This is a genomic window from Thiomicrorhabdus sp., from assembly GCF_041583835.1.
Lineage (GTDB): Bacteria > Pseudomonadota > Gammaproteobacteria > Thiomicrospirales > Thiomicrospiraceae > Thiomicrorhabdus.
Genome location: NZ_JBFHFC010000031.1, coordinates 1 through 19,851, shown reverse-complemented (window position 1 = coordinate 19,851; position 19,851 = coordinate 1). Strand labels below are relative to the sequence as shown.

The 19,851-nt window shown below is 46.8% G+C and carries 18 protein-coding genes and 1 other RNA gene; 14 read left to right on the top strand and 5 right to left on the bottom strand.

Annotated features, from left to right (window positions below; translation table 11 throughout):
- Positions 1–37 precede the first annotated feature (37 nt).
- The 5 genes from ffs (at position 38) to ABY044_RS11615 (ending at position 5,627) form a co-directional block, all read left to right on the top strand.
- Positions 38–134: signal recognition particle sRNA small type (ffs, locus tag ABY044_RS11635), an RNA gene on the top strand.
- 174 nt (positions 135–308) lie between these two features.
- Entirely contained in the window at positions 309–2,708 is a 2,400-nt protein-coding gene (dnaX, locus tag ABY044_RS11630; protein ID WP_373020857.1) for a DNA polymerase III subunit gamma/tau, read from the top strand.
- A gap of 95 nt (positions 2,709–2,803) precedes the next feature.
- Positions 2,804–3,133, top strand: a complete 330-nt coding sequence (locus ABY044_RS11625; protein WP_373020854.1) for a YbaB/EbfC family nucleoid-associated protein — start codon at positions 2,804–2,806, stop codon at positions 3,131–3,133.
- A 42-nt stretch (positions 3,134–3,175) separates the two neighbouring features.
- Entirely contained in the window at positions 3,176–3,769 is a 594-nt protein-coding gene (gene recR, locus ABY044_RS11620) for a recombination mediator RecR (RefSeq protein WP_373020853.1), read from the top strand.
- A 43-nt stretch (positions 3,770–3,812) separates the two neighbouring features.
- Positions 3,813–5,627 (top strand): Ig-like domain-containing protein, encoded by a 1,815-nt coding sequence (locus tag ABY044_RS11615; protein ID WP_373020852.1) that lies wholly within the window; start codon positions 3,813–3,815, stop codon positions 5,625–5,627.
- 87 nt (positions 5,628–5,714) lie between these two features.
- On the opposite strand, the gene argF is transcribed toward ABY044_RS11615, so the two are convergent.
- Together argF and ABY044_RS11605 are read right to left on the bottom strand one after the other, a co-directional pair.
- A complete protein-coding gene (gene argF / locus ABY044_RS11610) occupies positions 5,715–6,620 on the bottom strand; it encodes an ornithine carbamoyltransferase (protein WP_373020850.1) in 906 nt (301 codons plus the stop codon).
- A 34-nt stretch (positions 6,621–6,654) separates the two neighbouring features.
- Positions 6,655–7,827, bottom strand: coding sequence for an aspartate aminotransferase family protein (locus tag ABY044_RS11605; protein ID WP_373020849.1), 1,173 nt, complete (start codon positions 7,825–7,827; stop codon positions 6,655–6,657).
- A 343-nt stretch (positions 7,828–8,170) separates the two neighbouring features.
- On the opposite strand from ABY044_RS11605, the gene ABY044_RS11600 reads away from it, so the two are divergent.
- Both ABY044_RS11600 and ABY044_RS11595 read left to right on the top strand, forming a co-directional pair.
- Complete coding sequence (locus ABY044_RS11600; protein ID WP_373020848.1) at positions 8,171–9,097, top strand: branched-chain amino acid transaminase; 927 nt, start codon at positions 8,171–8,173, stop codon at positions 9,095–9,097.
- Positions 9,098–9,120: 23 nt separating this feature from the next.
- Positions 9,121–9,330 (top strand): zinc-finger domain-containing protein, encoded by a 210-nt coding sequence (locus ABY044_RS11595; protein WP_373020846.1) that lies wholly within the window; start codon positions 9,121–9,123, stop codon positions 9,328–9,330.
- A 99-nt stretch (positions 9,331–9,429) separates the two neighbouring features.
- On the opposite strand, the gene ABY044_RS11590 is transcribed toward ABY044_RS11595, so the two are convergent.
- Genes ABY044_RS11590 through ABY044_RS11580 form a run of 3 tightly spaced genes read right to left on the bottom strand, consistent with a single transcriptional unit; the run spans position 9,430 to position 12,798 of the window.
- A complete protein-coding gene (locus tag ABY044_RS11590; RefSeq protein ID WP_373020844.1) occupies positions 9,430–10,401 on the bottom strand; it encodes a lysophospholipid acyltransferase family protein in 972 nt (323 codons plus the stop codon).
- The gene (msbA, locus tag ABY044_RS11585) at positions 10,394–12,136 is read right to left on the bottom strand and encodes a lipid A export permease/ATP-binding protein MsbA (protein ID WP_373020842.1); all 1,743 of its coding nucleotides are present in this window, start codon (positions 12,134–12,136) and stop codon (positions 10,394–10,396) included. The genes ABY044_RS11590 and msbA overlap by 8 nt, the downstream gene beginning before the upstream one ends.
- Entirely contained in the window at positions 12,136–12,798 is a 663-nt protein-coding gene (locus ABY044_RS11580; protein ID WP_373020840.1) for a protein-tyrosine-phosphatase, read from the bottom strand. Before ABY044_RS11580 ends, msbA begins: the two co-directional genes overlap by 1 nt.
- A 226-nt stretch (positions 12,799–13,024) precedes the next feature.
- Between ABY044_RS11580 and ABY044_RS11575 the strand changes: the two genes are divergently transcribed.
- The 7 genes from ABY044_RS11575 to ABY044_RS11545 form a co-directional block, all read left to right on the top strand.
- A complete protein-coding gene (locus tag ABY044_RS11575; RefSeq protein WP_373020839.1) occupies positions 13,025–14,638 on the top strand; it encodes a phosphoethanolamine transferase in 1,614 nt (537 codons plus the stop codon).
- Positions 14,635–15,006 carry a diacylglycerol kinase gene (locus ABY044_RS11570; protein WP_373020838.1) on the top strand — a complete coding sequence of 124 codons (372 nt, stop codon included), beginning with the start codon at positions 14,635–14,637 and terminating at the stop codon, positions 15,004–15,006. Before ABY044_RS11575 ends, ABY044_RS11570 begins: the two co-directional genes overlap by 4 nt.
- Positions 15,007–15,011: 5 nt before the next feature.
- The gene (gene rfaD, locus ABY044_RS11565) at positions 15,012–15,977 is read left to right on the top strand and encodes an ADP-glyceromanno-heptose 6-epimerase (protein WP_373020837.1); all 966 of its coding nucleotides are present in this window, start codon (positions 15,012–15,014) and stop codon (positions 15,975–15,977) included.
- Positions 15,978–17,027 carry a lipopolysaccharide heptosyltransferase I gene (gene waaC / locus ABY044_RS11560; protein WP_373020835.1) on the top strand — a complete coding sequence of 350 codons (1,050 nt, stop codon included), beginning with the start codon at positions 15,978–15,980 and terminating at the stop codon, positions 17,025–17,027.
- Positions 17,028–17,101: 74 nt separating this feature from the next.
- Positions 17,102–17,956: a glycosyltransferase family 2 protein gene (locus ABY044_RS11555; RefSeq protein ID WP_373020833.1), complete on the top strand. Its 855-nt coding sequence runs from the start codon at positions 17,102–17,104 to the stop codon at positions 17,954–17,956.
- Entirely contained in the window at positions 17,946–19,016 is a 1,071-nt protein-coding gene (locus ABY044_RS11550; RefSeq protein ID WP_373020831.1) for a polysialyltransferase family glycosyltransferase, read from the top strand. The genes ABY044_RS11555 and ABY044_RS11550 overlap by 11 nt, the downstream gene beginning before the upstream one ends.
- Before the next feature lie 2 nt (positions 19,017–19,018).
- The coding region (locus tag ABY044_RS11545) for a hypothetical protein (protein WP_373020829.1) at positions 19,019–19,851 on the top strand (833 nt) is incomplete at its 3' end.

Sequence of the window (19,851 nt, the reverse complement as noted above, 5' to 3'; positions counted from 1 at the left end):
GTTCGATTCCCCCTACCCGCTCCAATTATGGTGGCTCTATTCGTCTCCTCGCGACGCTAAGTTGGGAACCCCGCCAGGTCCGGAAGGAAGCAACGGTACCTTCTGATGCGTGCGCCGAGGTAAGGCGGGTAGGGTCGCCTCCATTTCAGTTTGTTTTTATTCTTGTTCTGCATATTAATTCTGTTTGTTTTCGTCTTTTGATTCGTTTGGAATTAAGCGGTAATTTCCTCTCCTTTTCTCTTTATTCACGTTAAAATAACCCGTAATTTTGATTGTATTTTTGCAGTGATGGGGTGAATGAATTTTCTATGAGTTATACCGTACTGGCCAGAAAATGGCGCCCTAAAAATTTTGACGAGTTGGTGGGGCAAACCCATGTTATGCAGGCGCTTTCCAATGCATTGGATCAAAACCGATTGCACCACGCCTATCTGTTTACCGGAACCCGAGGGGTGGGTAAAACAACCATAGCACGTATCTTTTCCAAAGCTTTAAATTGTCAGGAAGGCATTTCTTCCCATCCGTGTGGTGTGTGCGATACCTGTAAGGCGATTGACGAAGGACGTTTCATCGATTTGATCGAAGTCGATGCGGCTTCCCGTACCAAGGTCGACGACACGCGCGAAATTTTAGATAACGTCCAATTTGCTCCGACTCAGGGACGCTACAAAGTTTATCTGATCGATGAAGTGCACATGCTTTCCAAAAGCAGTTTTAATGCCTTGCTTAAAACATTGGAAGAGCCGCCCGAACACGTGAAGTTCCTGCTAGCGACGACAGATCCGCATAAATTGCCGATTACGGTCTTGTCTCGTTGTTTGCAGTTTAATTTGATGCGCCTGACGCAGACTCAAATTCAGAATCATCTTGAATACATTCTTCAGCAAGAAAACTTACCTTACGAGTCGAGTGCTTTGGCGTTGATCGCCAAGAGTGCTGACGGTTCCGCCCGTGACGCTTTGAGTTTATTGGATCAGGCAATCGCTTATGGCGCCGGTCAGATCATGTTTGAGCCGGTGCAGATGATGCTCGGTCTGGTGGATCAGCAGTATACCGTGGCGATTTTGCAAGCCCTGGCGGAAGATTCGGCAGCGGGTATGAAAGAGGTGATTCAACAGTTGGCATTGATGGGGGTGGATTATTCCGCTCTGTTGGCGCAATTGATTGAAACGCTGCATGCTTTGGCATTTAAGCAAGTGTTGGGTGAACTCGAAGGCACGAGTACTTTGCCGGCTGAGATTTTGGAAGGTTTGAGTCAGTTGCTTTCGCCTCAGCGGGTACAGATGCTTTATCAGATTGCTTTGCTGGCTAAACAGGATATGCAGTTGGCGCCGGATTTACGTATTGGTTTCGAAATGGCTTTGTTGAGAATGTTGGCGTTTCAGCCGGCCGATGCGCCGATGAACGATCAGGATTCCGGTATTCAAGGCCGTACTCAGTCGTCGGCTGGTGTTCAGGAGGCGAATTTGCAAGAGGCCGATCCGCAGGAAGTGTTGGCCGGGCTGTCTTCTGCAAGAGCCTTGATGGCAAAAAAAAACTCAGTTGAATCCACGGTTGCGAATAATCAACAGCCAGTAGTCGCCGAGAGTAAAGTAGATCATGCTCAGGTAACGGCGCCGGAATTCCAAAAGGAGCCGCAAGTTCAAGAGTCCCAGGTTCCTCAGTATGATGTTCCTCAGTATGATTTCGAGCAGCACAATGTCCAACCTGATAATGTGCCGCAACAAAACCTGGATACTGGGTCTATCCAAGCGACAGATCAATTTTCGATGCCTCAAAGTGAATTGCCCGTGCAGGAAGCGCCGCCTTGGCATGTTGAAGAGGCGGCTTCCGTGGCTCCCGTTACCTCTCAAACTTCTGCTCCTTTACCGACGACTGAAGACAGTGCATCCGGAAGCGATCATCTAGCTCAAATTAAACAAAGGTTGAAACAGCCGCTGGGAAAGCCTCAGGTTAATTCACCGGCGCCGGTCGTTGAGGAAAATTCAATCTCGTTACCGTTTGCGCAAGAGGAAGTTGATGCTGCGCCGTCGGAAGAACGTCAGCCTGGATTGTCGATCAGTTTGATGATGGCCAATGCCGAAATGACAGCGGAAGCTGAGCCGGTTTCTGAAGCCGCGACGTCTGCTCAAGAGTCGATGTATGCCGGCATGACGCCGGGGGTAATGCCGGAAGAGCCGCTGCCGAAATTGGCTGAACAATTTGAGGAAGTCGATCGAAATTCAATGTCGGTTTCCGAATCAATGCCGGAGATTGTTGCTGGGAATCATAGCGAGTCCCAGGCGACGAATACTCGCTTTGAGATGGCATATGAAACGTTGACCGATGCAAATCGAGGTCAAGTTTGGCTGAATGTGTTGGAAAGGTTACAGCCTGAAGGGATGGCGGCTGAGTTGGCGAGACAAAGCATTTTGGTGAGTTATTCGCCTGAAATGTGGGTTTTGAGCGTTGATCCCGAGCAAGCCTTTGCCAAAACCGATATGGCTGTACTGAGATTGACGGAGACAATGCAGCAGGCTTTTGGTCAAGGGTTAAAGTTGGAGTTTGCTCAGGCGAATCAGCATGATACCCCGGCTAAGTATGCACAGCGTCAGGCGGAAGAAAAACAGCAAAAAGCGGAAGCGTCGATAATGCAGGATCGGGTGGTGAGCGCACTGACTACGGAATTGGGAATGGAAGTGATTCAAAGTAGTATCGCGCCTTTGTAAACGCCGTCTATGATGGGTTGATTCAGCATAAATAAAGCGACATAGATTAAATATAAAACTTAATTTAACTTAAATAATATTGATAAGGAAAATGTATGTTTGGTGGTAAAGGTGGTTTAGGCAATTTAATGAAACAAGCGCAAGAGATGCAGAAAAATATGCAGGCCGCGCAGAAAGAAATTGCTGAAATGGAAGTTGCCGGAGAAGCCGGCGGCGGCATGGTTAAAGTGACTATGACCGGAAAGCACGAGTTGGTTAACGTCGAAATCGACGATTCCCTGATGGACGATAAAGAGATGTTGGAAGATTTGTTTGCCGCTGCGGTAAACAGTGCTGTTCGCCGTGTTGAAGAAGTGACCCAAGAAAAAATGAGTGGATTAACGGACGGTATGAATTTACCCGGCGGCATGAAGATGCCTTTCTAGTTTTTGTTTTTAGGCGGATTTCGGTAGATTTATGGATAACTCATGTACAGCCCGTTAATTTCGGAGTTGATCGAGGCCTTTAAGGTATTACCCGGCGTAGGACCTAAATCGGCTCAGCGTATGGCGTTTAATTTGTTGGAACATAATCGTTCCGGCGGCGCTAAGTTGGCGCATGTCTTGGAGGAGGCGATCGCTAAGGTCAATCATTGCGAGCAGTGTCGAACCTTTACCGAGGAAAGGATTTGTTCGATTTGCGCCTCCTCTTCGCGTCAGGACGGAGAGTTATGCATTGTCGAATCGCCTTCCGATATGATGGCGATAGAACAGTCCGGGATTTTCCGCGGCAAGTACTTTGTGTTAATGGGTCATCTGTCGCCGATTGATGGGATTGGGCCGAAAGAAATCGGTTTAGATCAATTAGAGACTCGTTTATCCTCACAAGCGGTGGTAGAATTAATTATCGCTACCAATCCAACGGTTGAAGGTGAAGCTACTGCGCATTACATCCAACAGTTGGCTAAGAGGCTGAATATCAAGGTTTCTCGATTGGCTCAAGGTATCCCGATTGGGGGCGAGTTAGAGTTTATTGATGCCGGAACGCTGTCGCAGGCGTTCATCTCCAGAAAAGAGGTATAGACCGATGGTTAAGACGTTCAAATGGTTAGGTTTGCTTTTTTCCGTGCTAGCAGTCGCCGGGTGCGGAGGAAGTGCCGGCGGTGATGGTGAAACACAATTTTACGTGCCGGGAATCAACTTATCCATGTCGGTTTCGTCGACTGGCGTCTCTTCGACAACGGTTCCGGCAAACGACGATGCGAAAGTGGATATCGTCTTTCTGGACGATGGTGGATTGCCGATGGCGAATGAAATTATCACCTTGTCTGCAACATCGGGAACATTGTCTCAAACATCGGTTTTAACCAATAATGTCGGCCGTGCAACCGTGACGATCTATTCACCGGATGACCTGGTTGCAGGAACGGCACCAGGAGTGTTGACGGCGAATTCCACTGCCTGGACGGGTGACGCCGCGACTTTAAACTATCAATTTTCCGCCACCATTAGCGATGATGGGGCGAACACTTCTTCAGTAGGTTCTATTCAGTTTTTATCCGCTACGCCTGAATTCATGTCGTTGCAAGGCACCGGCGGTGTTGGTTATGGCGAAACATCACTGGTGACATTCAAGGTCGTTGATAACTATGGTTCACCGATTGAAGGGGCGACGGTTAACTTTACGTTGTCGACGACTGTGGGTGGATTGTCTTTATCACCGTCCAGTGCAACGACAAACACATCAGGATTGGTTTCTACAACGGTACAAGCGGGTACGATTTCAACCCCGGTCAGGGTAGCCGCTTCGGTGACGTTATCGGACGGACAGTTAATCTTCGTACAGTCCGATTTGTTGACGGTGACCACTGGTATTCCGGATCAGAACAGTATTAGTCTCTCTACAGATAAATTTGCTCCTCCGGCTTGGGGTGTTGATGGTGAAACTGTTACTTTTACTGTGCGCCTAGGGGATCGTTTCAATAACCCTGTTCCGGATGGTACGGTGGTGAATTTCACCACGGAAGGCGGCTTGATCGAGAGTAATTGTCAAACCACGAATAGCGTATGTTCCGTTGTGTGGACGAGTCAGGCGCCGCGTCCGGCAGATCATCGTGCGACCATTATGGCCTATGCCATTGGGCATGAGACTTTTTACGATCTCAATGCAAACGGTGTGTTTGACGATGGCGACAGCTTTGACGATATCGGGGAAACATTTCGGGATGACGATGAGTCGGGCACTTATAATCCTGCCTCCGGTAACGGATTCAGTTTAGACGAGAAATTAATCGATTACGATGAGAATGGGCTTTATACAGGGCCGGATGGTGTGTATAACGGGGTTCCGTGTGATCATTCAACCGATTGTCCGACAACCGCCAATAACCTTGCCGGACGATCAAACTTTTTAACGAATGTACGTGACTCCGGCGTGCTTATTATGGCCGACAGTGCTCCGAATGTTTATGTGTATGAGCTGAATGGTACGAATACCAGTTGTTTGGATGTGAACGGCAAGCTATCTGTCGGCGGTGGCGGACAATGTAAAAATGTGACGGATTTTGCTGCAGGTTTAGATGTCAAAAATATTTGGGTGATGGTCGAAGATACCGCAGCGTTGTGTTTAACTTCGGCTAACGGAAGTCGTGTTGTAGGCGTGGTTGATCCGAATGACGCCGCTTGTGCTTACGCGGTTAGACAGTCGGCGCCGACCGGTTCTACAATTTCGGTTACTTCCGATGTGGGTACACTCTCGACAATTCCTTATTCGGCAGTGCCAAATCAAACGAAGTATCTTGAGTTTAAATTTACGATTACTTCTGATGCTCAAAACGCAGCCTCTGCGTCTGGGGTGTTGGAAGTCAAGGTGACTACAAGTTCCTCTGTTGGTACGGTAGATCAGACTGCTACGGCAGCCATAACGGATCCGATTAACTAAATAGTTTGATTAAAAGGCCTGTCATTGTTCAGGCACAAAAAAGCCCGCATTTGCGGGCTTTTTTATTTATCGGCTTAATGCTGGTAGTTAGTTTGCCATTAAGAATTCGAGCAAGGCTTTTTGGGCGTGTAAGCGGTTTTCCGCTTCGTCCCATACAACGCTGTCTTTGGCATCAATGACTTCCGCGGAGACTTCTTCGCCACGGTGAGCCGGCAAGCAATGCATGAATAGGGCGTCTTGATCCGCCTGTTGCATTAGGGCGGCATTGACCTGATAGTCTGCAAAGGCTTTTTCACGCAGCTTTTGTTCTTCTTCCTGTCCCATGCTGGCCCAGACGTCGGTAACGATTAGATCGGCGCCTTGCGCCGCATCCATAGGGTTACGAACGATCTCGACACGATCCGAATTCGCTTCAACCAATTCTTGTTTAGGGTCGTAACCTTCCGGGCAGGCGATTCTGAGATTAAAGTCATATTGCTTGGCGGCATTGATGTATGAATGACACATGTTATTGCCGTCACCAACCCAAACGACAGTCTTACCTTGAATGCTTCCGCGGTGTTCATGGTAGGTTTGCATGTCGGCCAATAACTGACAAGGGTGGAAGTCGTCCGTAAGCGCGTTGATGATCGGCGCGCTTGAATATTGCGCCATGGTTTCAACGATTTCGTGTTCGAAAGTGCGGATCATGATGCCGTCAACCATGCTGGAGATGACGCGGGCACTGTCTTCAATCGGCTCGCCTCGGCCAAGTTGTGTGTCGTTGGACGATAAGAATAGAGCATGACCGCCTAGTTGGGTCATGCCTGCTTCGAAAGAAATGCGTGTACGGGTTGAAGATTTTTCGAAAATCATCGCCAAGGTTTTGTTTTTCAACGGTTCGAAAATTTCGCCGGCTTTGTGCATGGCTTTTAGTTCCGTTCCGCGAATCAGAAGTTGATTCAGTTCGCTTGGCGTTAAATCGTTTAAAGTTAAAAAGTGTCTAATAGTCATTGAATGACCTCTTAGTTTTTTTGAGTTTCCGTGCTTAGTCGGCAAGAAACTCGGTAATTAATTGAGTAAGTTGATTGATCAGTTGTTCTGTTTGTTCCGTAGTCATAACAAAAGTTGGCAATAAACGGATCGTGTCGCCACGGGTCACGTTAATTAGTAGTCCCATTTCAAGCGCTTTTGAAACGAGTTCACCACATGGACGATCCAGTTGAATGCCGATCATATAGCCTTTACCGCGTATGTTCAGGACGCCGTTCAATCCGCTTAGAGCGGTACGGAAATTTTCCAGCAATACTTGCCCTTTTTGAGCGACGTGCGGAATGTAATTGTGAACTTCCATTGCGTTGATGACTGCCAAACCGGCAGCACAGGCAAGCGGGTTTCCGCCAAAAGTAGTGCCGTGGTTTCCAGGGACCAAGACGTCTGCCGCCTTGCCTTTTGCCAGACAGGTGCCGATCGGCATACCGTTACCTAAAGCTTTTGCAAGGGTTAATACATCAGGGGTGATGTTTTCATGCTGGAATGCAAACCAAGCCCCCGTTCTGCCCATGCCCGTTTGAATTTCGTCTAGCATCAGCAGCCAGCCATTCTGTTCGCAGATGGCTTTTAGTTCTGTTAGATAACCGGCTTTAGGAACGTGAACACCCCCTTCGCCCTGAACCGGTTCAACCAAAATAGCCACAATGCTGGTGTTGTCGCTCAATGCTTTGATTGCATCAACATTATCGTATGGAACACGGATAAAGCCTTCAACCAATGGGGTAAAGCCTTCGTGTACTTTTGCGTTGCCGGTTGCCGATAGCGTCGCCATGGTGCGGCCGTGGAAGCTGTTTTCCATAACAATAACCGCAGGCTTTTCTATGCCTTGCTGGTGACCGTATTTCTTGGCGATTTTCAGTGCGGTTTCGTTAGCTTCGGCACCGGAGTTGCAGAAGAAGGCACGGTCCATCCCGGACAATTCAATTAACTTGTCCGCCAACATCTGTTGATTGGCCACATTGTAAAGGTTGGATGTGTGAATCAATTTTTGACTTTGTTCGCAAATCGCTTCCGCTACAGCCGGATGTGCATGCCCAAGACTGCAGACTGCGATACCGCTGACAGCGTCCAGATACGATTTTCCTTCCGTATCCTGCAGGAGCGAGCCAGATCCTTTTTCAAAGGTGACCGGTAATCTTGCATAGGTCTTCATAAGGTGATCAGACATGATTGTTTTGTTCCCTCTTCAACGCAATGAGTAGGTGTTAAAAACAAAAAAGCAACCTTGTGCAGTTGAAGCTAACCATAAGAAATTGTGGTTAAAATGGCTTCTAATGCGAGGTTGCTTTTTTGAATTGAAATTCCAAAAAAATGATTTTATCGAAATGAAATGAAATATCAAGTGATTTTGGTTTTAATGCCCCCATCATATAGTGGTTTTGGCCGTAATTATGTGATTATTCGTGTGTTTTGGCATAAATTATCTTAATTCACCCCTTAACTATTTAACGATTTAGGATAGAATATTCCTCTTATTTAAATTTTGTGTACATCTTTGTGGAGTAATTTGAATGCAAACAATGGCGGATAGAGACGGTCTCATTTGGCTAGATGGTGAAATGGTCCCTTGGCGTGAAGCGAAAGTGCATGTATTAACGCATACATTGCATTACGGTATGGGTGTCTTTGAAGGGGTGCGTGCCTATGAAGCCGAGCAGGGTACCTCAATTTTCCGCCTGCAAGCGCATACGGATCGTTTGGTTAATTCGGCAAAAATCGTCAACATGGCAATGCCATACGATAAAGAGACCTTGAATGAAGCCCAAAGAGCTGCGGTACGTGAAAATAATCTGAAGTCCGCCTATATTCGCCCGATGGCGTTTTACGGTTCCGAAGGGATGGGGATTCGTGCCGACAACCTAAAAGTACACGTTATGGTTGCCGCATGGGAATGGGGTGCGTACATGGGTGAAGAGAACTTGAACCGCGGTATTAAAATCGCGACTTCATCTTATACCCGTCATCACGTCAATGTGACTATGACCAAAGCGAAATCGAACGGTTCTTATATGAACTCGATGCTGGCTTTGCAGGAAGCGATCAATCACGGCTGTGACGAAGCATTGTTGTTGGATGTTGACGGTTATGTTGCGGAAGGTTCCGGAGAAAACTTCTTTATCATTAAAGACGGTGTGTTGTATACGCCGGAATTAACTTGTTGTTTGGATGGGATTACGCGTAAAACCATTATGCAATTGGCTCGTGAGATCGGTCTTGACGTCGTTGAGAAGCGCATTACCCGTGATGAAGTCTATATTGCCGACGAAGCGTTCTTTACAGGAACGGCGGCGGAAGTAACGCCGATTCGTGAATTGGATAACCGTCCGATCGGTATCGGTTCGCGCGGTCCGATTACCGAGAAGTTACAGAGTATGTATTTTGATGTTGTTCATGGTCGTTCCTCGCAACATATGGATTGGTTAACACCGGTTGCCTAAAGGTTGCTGAAGGAGAGTATGAGATGAGTGAAGCAAATAAAACTAACTCAAAAAGCCATTATGAAGTGACCTATGCCGATTTACCATTGCATTGTCCGACGCCGGATATGAGTGTCTGGAATTCACATCCGCGTGTATTTTTACCGATTGGGGAAACGGGTCATGCCAAGTGCCCTTATTGCGGTGCGGAATATACGTTGAAAGATTGGGCGCCGGGTCACGGTTCGCACTAAAAACGGCTTAACAGAAAGCAGGTTTGTTATCTGTTTAGAACAAAAAACCACCTTACGGTGGTTTTTTTATGTCCGGATTTTGCGGACGTTTCGATTCGGTCAATAGTTTTTAATATTCCAGCGATTGTGTACCCAAAGGTATTGTGCCGGGTTGCGGCGGATTTCCGTTTCATAAAGTTGGTGTAGTTTTAAGGTGTCCGTGTAGTCGTCGCCGGAAGGAAAGTTTTCAAGGGCGGGTAAAAATTCAACCTCGTAGCGGCCGTCGGCTAGGCGTCGGGTGAAAGTCGGCACGACCAAACAGCCGGTCAATTTTGCGATTTTGGAGGTGGACGGGTTGCTTTTTGCGGCATGGCCGAAAAAGGGTACTTCAATATGCCCCTTCGCGCGGTAACGTTGGTCGGGAAGAATCGTCATGCTTTTGCCCGCTTTCAGCACTTTGAGCATTTGGCGGGTATTGGCATTGGAAACCGGTTCGACATGCTCGCCGTTGCTGAATTCGATGGAGCGTCCTTTGGCGATCAGATAATCCATGAGTTCGTTATCGTGAGGGCGATAGACGGCATGGTAGTTTGTCAAAAAAGAGATGAACAGTCCGGTGACTTCCAACGTAGTGAAGTGGGGGGCAAGAATCAAGACGCCCCTGCCTTGCGCTTGCGCTTCTAGAAGATGTTCTTTTCCTATGAAGGAAACTAGGTTGCGTTCAAATGCGTGGTCATGATCTTTTTTGTGGTGCCCCCACCAGACCGTTCCCATTTCCATTAAGCCAATGCCCAGTGATTCGAAGTGTTCGTTCAGGATTTGTTTTTGTTCCGCTTCGGAGCGGTCGGAAAAAGCGATGTTGATGTTCGCTTTCGCTAGACGACGGCGATGCGGAGCCAGCCAATAAAGAAGCTTGCCCAATGCTTTGCCGACCGGCATTTTCCATTTGTAGGGCAGTAGGGCTAGAAGTCTGAGAAGCCCTAGGCCGAGCCAGATTCCCCAGTATTTTGGATGAAGAAATTGGTTTTTAAACTTGGGGGCGTGTTTGCGACGTTCTGGTTTCTTTGATGATGTCTTGATTTTGTCATTCATCGATGTCATGTCCTTGCTGATACAGTTTGGCATAAATGCCTTTTCGTTCCAGTAAGCTTTGGTGAGATCCCAATTCGGCCAATCGTCCCTGTTCCAATACAACGATTTGGTCGGCATTTTCAATGGTGCTTAAGCGATGGGCAATGATGATGACCGTCCGGTTTTGTTTGAGGGTTTCCATCGCATTTTGAATCATTTTTTCGCTTTGATTGTCCAGCGCGGAGGTAGCTTCGTCCATGATTAGAATCGGCGCGTCTTTTAGGAAAGCGCGCGCAATGGCGATGCGTTGGCGTTGGCCGCCTGAAAGACTGGATCCTTGATCGCCGACAACGGTATTTAGCCCGTTAGGCAGTTTTTCTATAAATTCCCAGGCATGAGCCGATTTGGCGGCCTGGATGATTTTTTCTTCCGGTATGTCGGTCTGTCCGTAAGCGATATTCGCTGCCAGAGTGTCGTTGAATAGGATGACGTTTTGACTGACATAGGCGATCTGATCACGCAAGTTGTGTAATTCGACGTCTTTGATCGAAGTGTGGTCGATCAGGATGTCGCCTTGATCCGGTTGGTAGAAGCGAGTGATCAAGTTTGCAAGTGTGGTTTTACCGCTTCCTGACTGGCCGACCAGCGCGGTAGTTTTTTTGGCGGGTAGCGTTAGTGTCAAGTGGTCTAAAGCAGGACGGTCGCTGCCGGCATAGGTGAAACTGACGTCTTGAAAGAGGATTTTTCCTTCCGGATTGTTGAGGGTTTTTACCCCCTCGTTCGGTTCGTTCGGCTGATCAAGTAGTTCGAAAATGCTTTCGGATGCGGCCATCCCTTTTTGGATGGTGACGTTGATGTTGGTCAAGCGTCTAATCGGTTCGAAAATCATGGCCATCGCCGTGATGAAGGCAATGAATTCACCTGGGGTGAATAAGTCTTGCGCCGACATCATAGAGGCAACGTAAAGTACGCCAGCCAAGGCGATCGCAGCGAGCATTTGCACGAGCGGAACGTTGGCTGCCGAAACTTTTACCACATCCATTGTGTGTTTGCGCAGGGTTTCGGCCGTTTGATGGAATCGTTGTTGTTCGTAGCCTTCGGCTCCGTATATTTTAATTTCTTTGTGGCCGTTTAAACCTTCTTCCAGACGTTGGGTCAATTCGCCCATGCTGTTTTGCATCTCTTTGCTGGATTGTCGCATCAGGCGGCTTGCTCGATCGATAATAAAGGCGATGACCGGACCTATGACAATCATCAGGAGGGTGAGCTGCCAAGAGGTATAGAGTAGAAAGCCGAGTAAACCAAGGATGATCAATGTATCGCGAATGATGATGATCCAAGCCTGGCTCAGTGAAGCTCCGACCTGGGGAACATCGTAGGTGACTTTTGAAAGTAATTTTCCGGTAGAGTAGTCATGATGAATCTGTTGGGGCAGGTAGTTCATCTTGTCGAACATTTCAGCTCGAATCGCCAGAATGGCTTTGTGTGCAACCCATTCGCTCGTGACTTTGCTGGCGTATTCGGCAATTCCTTTGACAACGAAAACCAGCATAATCAGAAGCGGAATGCGTATGATCGCGTCGGCGTCCTTACCTATGAGGCTGTCGTCTACCAAAGGTTTGAGCAAGGCAGGCATCATCGGTTCCATGGCGGCGGCAACCCCTAATGCGATTAGGGTGACCAATACAACTTTCCAATGCGGTTTGATGTAGGTCAGCAGTCTCTTGTAAAGGCTTAAAGTGTGGTTATCAAACATTATTCTCTTCGCAGAATCTTATTGACGACAATGTTGGCCCAGCCGGAACTATGAAAGGTCTCGTTCAATGCGGGTTTGTCGTAGTGGTTTTGCAGCCAGTCGAGAAATTCCGTTTCCGGGTGCTGTTTGGAATAGGCAAGGAAATCATCGAAGAAATAATCCAGTTTGCCGGTTTCCGCCCAGCGAAAATGGCCGTACTTCATGTCGAGTTGTTTCAATGCTTCTTCAATCGGTTTTTTCTCGATGAACAGTTTGTAAAAAACGCTCATCAGTCCGGCCCGGTCGGCACCGGACTTGCAGTGAATTAAAATCGGGTATTCGGCTTGTTCGAGAATGGCTTTGGCTTGGAGTACCCGATCGACATCCGGCAGGGAGCGCGAAGACATCGGATGATTGATGAGGGTGATGCCGTATTTTTCGCAGGCCTCTTTTTCCAGTTTGTACTGACCGGAATCGTCGGCACGCCGCAAGCTGATAATGGTTTTGATGCCGTATTTCTGGTGCAGTTTTTTGATGAAGAGCGGTGAAGGGTGGTTGCTTCGATAGGCCTGTCCGGAGAGGGCGTGAAAATTGCGGTAGATTGAACGCAGGATTTCATGATCGATAAACCAGGCTTCAAGGTGTGCCTTGATGCGTCCCCATTTTGTTTGCAGTTGTTCCATAGCTCTTCGCGGTAAACGGTAAATACGGGTTATTTTACCCTTTTAATGTCATGAAATGATAAAATCGCAGGTTGAAATTATTCGAAGTATTTGCTCTTTTTAAGAAGCATTTCAAATCCTATTGCAGGTCTTTTTTATGTCTTTTATTGACAGTGGTCATTTATACGTATTTTTGCGTTAGAATAACGGGATTGTCGTTTGGAATTTTTTTTGAGGTAGTCGCTTGGTGAGAAGGCATTTCAAATCCCATTGGTGGGTCACGTTTTTCATTTTCATTTTTCCGTTAGTTGTCATATACGCTTACGTCGATTTCATTCGTTCTTCCGAGTTGAATGCGCGTTTAGGTTGGTTGTTAATGATTGGCGGCCTTGCCTACCTGTTCCGACATACAATGTCTCAAAAAATCTTGTTAGGAATATTGGCGTTGATGGCCTTGTCCGGCGCGTTTGATATCTTGTACGCGGTGACGTTTGGCGGAATTTTTACAAGTGCTTCATTTGAAGCAATGGTGTTGACCGATCCACGCGAAAGTTTGGAATTTATAATCGCTTACGCGTCAGTGGAAAATGTTCTCCTGTTGATGTTTTATTTGGCTGTGGTGTATTGGTCATTGCGAAATGTAGACTTTAAACCGGCCGGCACCAAGCGTCAGCGAGTTTATGCTTTTTTGGGTGTGTTGATGGCTCTGGTTGCCGCTCAGCAAATCAATCAGCGAGGTCGTGTGTTTGATACGGTTCCGGGATTTGTCGGAGTCGCTGTCGATTACAGTCGCGGACGTCAGGGAATGGATGAAGTTATTAAGGCGCGCCAGACTTTATGTGCAACGAAAGCGTTTGATGCCGTCATGCAAAGTCAGAAGCCGCAAACTTATGTGGTGGTAATCGGAGAATCGATGAACCGCAATCACTTGGGGATTTACGGCTATGCGCGCCAGACAACGCCGGAACTTTCGGCAATGTCGGACGGGTTGTTCGTGTTTGACAATGTTGTTTCGGCTTATGCCCAGACACGCCCTTCGTTAAGTGTCGCTCTGACGGAAGCGAATTTGCAAAATAAGTTATCGGATCAAGAGGCCATTAGTTTATTGGGAGCAGCTAAAAAAGCGGGCTTTAAAACCTGGTGGCTTTCTAATCAGCAGCCTCTGCGTATGCCGACGACTCCGATTGCCGCTCTGGCCGATCAACAGCATTTTATCAGCCATGATTTTAAAGGGGTTGAGAATCATCGTTACGACGGTTTTTTGTTGCCCTATGTGCAACAAGCGCTTGACGATCCTGCGGAGCACAAAGTCATTTTCGTGCATTTAATGGGCAGTCATTTGCAATACGGCAATCGCTATCCCGAAGAGTTTGATGTTTTCGAGGGAAAGGATGGCATCAAGGGGTATACTTCCGATTTGTCCGGTTCTCAGCTTGATTATATTAATGAGTATGATAATTCCGTCCGATATACGGACCATGTATTGGGTGAAATTTTGAGGATGTTGAGTGGGCGTACTCAAATCGCGGCGTTAAGCTTCTTTGCCGATCATGGTGAAGAGGTGTTTGACAGTAAGGACTTTAAAGGGCATGGGCCTGACGGTGTAACGCATAACATGCTAGAGATTCCGTTTTTGTTCTGGCGTAACGCAGCCTATCAACAGCAATTCGGGCAAACGGACGAATTATTAATGAAGCGTTTGCATACTCCTTTTATGTTGGATGATTTTTTTCATTTTGGATTGTGCTTTATGCAGGTCAAAAGTGATTTGAGTCCTTCGGAGATGTCGCTGTGTGGTCAAGAATATCAACCGGCTCCTCGGGTGATTTACGGTAAGGATTATGACAAGGGGTTACAATGAAGTCTCCGCATGTGGGCATAAAGCGAATTTTTTACGCGGCGGGTTATTCCTGGAAAGGTTTTAAATCTACCTGGAAGCATGAAGCAGCCTTTCGCCAGGAAGTGATTTTGGTTGGGCTGTTGATTCCATGTGCTTTTTGGATAGGTGACAGTGCTTTCGATCGGGCGATTTTGATAGCGGTGCTGTTGATCGTTCTGTTGGTCGAGTTGCTCAATTCCGCCGTCGAGTCGGTGGTAGACCGGATAGGGGACGAATACCATAAGCTCTCCGGCAGAGCCAAAGATCAAGGCTCTGCAGCGGTTTTTCTGTCGTTCTTTATCGCCATCCTTGTGTGGGGCGGTTTTTTGATTTCTAAAATAATGGGTTAGGGAAAATGATTGTAGTCACAGGTGGTGCGGGATTCATCGGATCGAACATTGTTAAAGCGCTGAATAAGATTGGTCGCAGCGATATTTTGGTTGTAGACAATCTGAAAAACGGCAAAAAGTTCATCAATCTGGCGGATTGTGATTTTGCCGACTATCTGGATAAAGAGGATTTTCAAGCCCGTATTTTCGCCGAAGAAGGTCTGCCGGAAATCGAATGCGTGTTTCATGAAGGGGCTTGTTCCGCCACGACCGAATGGGACGGCAAGTTTATGATGGACAACAATTACGAGTACTCAAAAGACCTGTTGAATTACTGTTTGAACCGAAAAATTCCTTTCCTTTATGCGTCTTCCGCTTCCGTGTACGGAGACGGCCCGACATTCATCGAAGAGCGTCAATATGAAAAACCTTTGAACGTTTACGGCTTTTCGAAATTCCAGTTCGATCAATATATTCGCCAGGTCTTGCCGCATGCGGAAAGTCAGGTGGTAGGATTTCGTTACTTTAACGTTTACGGTCCACGCGAACAGCATAAAGGCGACATGGCGAGTGTTGCCTTTAAGTTGCACAATCAGGTCTTGGCCGGAGAAAATTTGAAATTGTTCGGGCCTTACGACGGTTATGATGCCGGAATGCAGACGCGCGATTTTGTTTATATCGAAGATGTGGTCAACGTCAATCTATGGTTCATGCAGAATCCAGATAAGTCGGGAATCTTTAATCTGGGACCGGCTGCGGCCGAACCGTTCAAGAACATTGCCGAAGCGGTGATTGATTTCCACGGCAAGGGTGAAATCGAATATATTCCGTTCCCGGATCATTTGAAAGGGGCTTACCAAAGTTTCACTCAGGCGGACAATACCCGTTTGCGTGACGCCGGTTACGATGCACCTTTCCATACCGTTGCAGAAGGCGTTAAGAAGTACTTGACCTGGTTGTCCGAAAACCCGAAGGTGTTGGATTTTAAATAAATGCGAATTCTGTTGATCAAAATGTCGTCGATGGGCGATGTCTTTCATACTTTTCCGGCTCTGTCAGATGCGCAGGCGGCCATCCCTGACCTGACCGTGGATTGGGTGGTGGAAAAATCCTTTGCCGAGATTCCGAAATGGCATCCTGTCGTGGATAAGGTCTATCCGATCGAGTTGCGTAAATGGCGCAAGGATTTGTTCAACCGGGACACCCGTGATGCGATCAAAGCGTTCTTCGAAGAGGTCAATCAGACCCGTTACGACCTGGTGCTGGATGCCCAGGGACTCTACAAAAGCATGTGGGTCGCGCGTCGTTCCAACGGGCCGGTGAGTGGGTTTGATTTCAAAAGCGCCCGCGAACCTCTAGCCTCTCTTTTCTATCAACACAAGTATCCGGTTGCCAAAGATCAGCATGCGATTTTGCGCTTGCGCCAATTGTTTGCCCAAGCGTTGAATTACAATTTGAATGATGACCAACCGATTGTTTACGGTCTGGATACCCAAGCCTGGTCAAAACCGGAAGAGCTACCGGCGGAATGGAATGGTGGCGGTTATCTGGTTTTCTTGCACGGTACGACCTGGGAGACCAAATACTGGCCGGAAGAGTATTGGGTGGCGTTGTTGCAAAAGGCAAACCAATCCGGCTTCAAGGTCGTATTGCCCTGGGGTAATGAAGAAGAGCATCAGCGTGCACTGAGATTGGCGGATTCCACGGAAACCGGACAGGCCTGGGTGCCGGAACGGATGTTGAGCTTGAATGTCGTGGCGCGGTTATTGAAAAACGCCGAGGGAGTGGTGTCGGTCGATACCGGTCTGTCACATGTGGCTGCGGCTTTGGAAGTGCCGATGGTGGTGCTGTACCGCGTGACCGATCCGAAGCTTGTCGGTGCCGACGGCGCTAAGGTCATTCGTTTGGAGTCGCCTTGTGCACCGGGCTACATTAAACAGTTCAAAGATGAAGCGGAAGCTGAAAGGTCATTGCAGAATATCGACCCTGAAACGGTTTGGAAGCGTTTAAGTGCCGGTATGACGTTGGATAAAAATAATTAGAGGAAATTGTTTTGTTAAGTTTGTTTAAGGTTTTTAGTTTCCGTCAATTCAGTTCATCACCAGTTAGGTTGGCCATGAGTTTGATGGTTAAAAATGAGATTGATCTCATCGAAGCCAATATTCGAGTACATTCGGCTTTGGGTGTTGACTGCTTTGTGGTTATTGATAACGGTTCTACGGATGGAACGCTAAACAAACTAAATGAGTTGGCTAAAGAGTTTGAGATTAAGGTGATCGACCGGCCGGTAACCGATTATAGGCAGAGTGACTGGCGGACTGAAATGGCATTGATTGCACGAGATGAAATGTCGGCAGATTGGGTCATCTCGAATGACGCGGATGAATTTTGGATTCCGAATGGGGAGTCGCTAAAAGATGGCTTGACGAAGTGGGGATCCATTATTGAATTTCATCGTTCTAATGTTCAGCTGGACTGTCATAGTGAAGGTGCGCCTTTTTATGAGCGTGTTTATCGAACCAAACATCCGATTTTTTATCCAAAGAAGAATCAATTGAAAGAAGACGATATGTCGATTCAATTAGGCAAGATTCATGGAAAAGTAATGGTGAATTTGCATGGTTTTATTCGTATTAAAGGCGGGAACCATCGAGCTTGGCACTGGTGGTCATGGCTGACTCAAAAATCTTCGGACTCTGCACTTGTATATCATTATGGTATTGGCTCTAAAGAGCATTTTTTAAATCATGTAGAAAACCGTCAAAAATTATTGGCCAAAGGCGTATCGAAGATGGGAGATCATTATCGACGTTGGGTCAGAATGTTGAATGATGGCGTGATTGAGCAAGAATGGCAGCGTTTAGTTTTGGATGAACCTTCGATTGACGTACTTCAGAAGTATGGCGTGATTGTTAAGGATACTAAGGCTCAAGAAGTCATTAAGCGGATTTTGCTGCAGAATGAAAAATGAACTCTACATTGTTTCGTCTGTTTTTCACTTGTTGATTTCGGTCGCTGTTTCGGCTGTCAGGAATCAGAGTAAACCTTATTTTGTATTTATACGTTTTAATGAAGCGCGTTACCAGCAGTTGGTCGGGTGTTTAAGTGGCTTTGTGGAATCGTCAGAGCAGCTTTATTATTTAGATAGTGATTCCAACGCGGCAAAGAAGCGGAAACTTAATGCTATTAAATTGCTGGATTTTGCTAAACGGCATGAGATTCAACAGGTCTTTGTCGGCAATGACAGGCATGTCGAATTCCAATATTTGGCCTATCATTTGAAGAAGGCCGTTCCTTCTTTAAAATGTGTTTATCTAGATGAAGGTCTGTACAGTTATTTAGGAAGGGGAGCCTCTAAGTCCTTTGCGGAACGTGTGATAAATCAGGGGCTGAAGAAACTATTTTATGGTTTGTGGTGGCAAACGCCGGCAACCATTGGGGCGTCATCTTATGTGGATGAAGCTTGGTTAGCTTATCCAGACCAGGCCTGTGAAACATTAAGATCTAAAAGCATAAAACAATTGCCGCTAAAAGGCTTTGATTCCGGTATTTTTCAATCGTTTATCGCATGTTGGGGTGCGTTGTATGATCTGCCGCCAACACTACAAAGTGCCGATTTTGTCATAACGATAACGGATGAAAAAAACTTTACGAAATTTACGAATTACCGTCAGTCTGTCACCGATTTGGTTTCTATGTTGGTAGATCAGGGTAAGACCATTGCCGTTAAATACCATCCTAACGCTAATAATTGTGATTTATTAAACCTGCAATCGCTTTCAGAGCGAGTCATGATTTTACCTTCTGGTATTCCATTTGAGGTTTTATTGCCTCTGTTGTCTAAAGCCACATTGATTGCGGAATTCTCCTCGACTCTAATTACTTCCCGTTTACTGGTGCCGTCGATGGGAGTGTGGGCGGTTGTGCATGAGTCTGCAGTGATGCAGGTCGAGTTGGATAGACTGTGCCGTGCATTGGAGATTCAGCAGCTTACAATTCCTGAGTTGACTCAGAAGGTTTTGGAGGCTTAAGTTTGGAAAGGCTTCTTTTTTTACCTTCTACGCCGTTGAATGTTTTAGTCTCTTCAGCGTTGGCGATCCAGTGGCAGTCTGAGTTCGAAATGGAACTTTGGTTAATTGATCAGAAAAAAGTCTTCGACAACCCATATTATCAAGCCTTGTTAAATTGGAAAGACTCCCCGTTTGGGCAAGTACAGGTGTTTTCGGGAAATGCACGTGGCCGTGCGAAAATTAAAGAGAGGCAAGAAAATTTTGAAAAGCTGCGCTTGAGTGTTGATCGCTTTGAGCCCGATAAGATTGCTGCCGGAAGCGATCGTAGGGTTGAGTTCCAGTACCTATTGCATTATTTGCGTCAAAAAGGCAAAGAGGTCAAAGGGCTTTATTTGGATGATGGTCTTTATTCATATTCAGGAAGAAAGTCTCATTTCTTTAAGGATTCGCTAAATGCCTGGTTGAAAAAGTTGGCGTACGGGCGTTGGTGGGAAGAACCGTCAACGGTAGGCGCTTCGAGTTTGATTGATGAGGCTTGGCTATTCCAACCATCGTTGGTTGTTAAAGCGTTAAGTGAAAAGCCGTGTTTTAAGTTGCAGGCAGATTGGTTTAAATCGCCTTCCTTGACTGGCCTAAGCGATGCATTGGCACAAACCCTCAATGTCGATACTCAGGGGGTGGCGAAATTGGATGTTTTAATATTGATTCCCCACCCTAATAACATTAAGAAGATTCACGGTTATGAAAAACGAATTAAGGCATTAGTCGGTGAATTAAGTCGAAAAGGGAAAAAGGTGGGTGTTAAATACCACCCTAGAATGCAGCAAGAAGATGCTTTGGGCTTGAAGGAATATGG

Coding starts and splice junctions, on each gene's coding strand:
- dnaX (WP_373020857.1), top strand. CDS start 309: ATGAGTTATACCGTACTGGCCAGAAAATGGCGCCCTAAAAATTTTGAC.
- ABY044_RS11625 (WP_373020854.1), top strand. CDS start 2,804: ATGTTTGGTGGTAAAGGTGGTTTAGGCAATTTAATGAAACAAGCGCAA.
- recR (WP_373020853.1), top strand. CDS start 3,176: ATGTACAGCCCGTTAATTTCGGAGTTGATCGAGGCCTTTAAGGTATTA.
- argF (WP_373020850.1), bottom strand. CDS start 6,620: ATGACTATTAGACACTTTTTAACTTTAAACGATTTAACGCCAAGCGAA.
- ABY044_RS11605 (WP_373020849.1), bottom strand. CDS start 7,827: ATGTCTGATCACCTTATGAAGACCTATGCAAGATTACCGGTCACCTTT.
- ABY044_RS11600 (WP_373020848.1), top strand. CDS start 8,171: ATGCAAACAATGGCGGATAGAGACGGTCTCATTTGGCTAGATGGTGAA.
- ABY044_RS11595 (WP_373020846.1), top strand. CDS start 9,121: ATGAGTGAAGCAAATAAAACTAACTCAAAAAGCCATTATGAAGTGACC.
- ABY044_RS11590 (WP_373020844.1), bottom strand. CDS start 10,401: ATGAATGACAAAATCAAGACATCATCAAAGAAACCAGAACGTCGCAAA.
- msbA (WP_373020842.1), bottom strand. CDS start 12,136: ATGTTTGATAACCACACTTTAAGCCTTTACAAGAGACTGCTGACCTAC.
- ABY044_RS11580 (WP_373020840.1), bottom strand. CDS start 12,798: ATGGAACAACTGCAAACAAAATGGGGACGCATCAAGGCACACCTTGAA.
- ABY044_RS11570 (WP_373020838.1), top strand. CDS start 14,635: ATGAAGTCTCCGCATGTGGGCATAAAGCGAATTTTTTACGCGGCGGGT.
- rfaD (WP_373020837.1), top strand. CDS start 15,012: ATGATTGTAGTCACAGGTGGTGCGGGATTCATCGGATCGAACATTGTT.
- waaC (WP_373020835.1), top strand. CDS start 15,978: ATGCGAATTCTGTTGATCAAAATGTCGTCGATGGGCGATGTCTTTCAT.
- ABY044_RS11555 (WP_373020833.1), top strand. CDS start 17,102: ATGAGTTTGATGGTTAAAAATGAGATTGATCTCATCGAAGCCAATATT.
- ABY044_RS11550 (WP_373020831.1), top strand. CDS start 17,946: ATGAAAAATGAACTCTACATTGTTTCGTCTGTTTTTCACTTGTTGATT.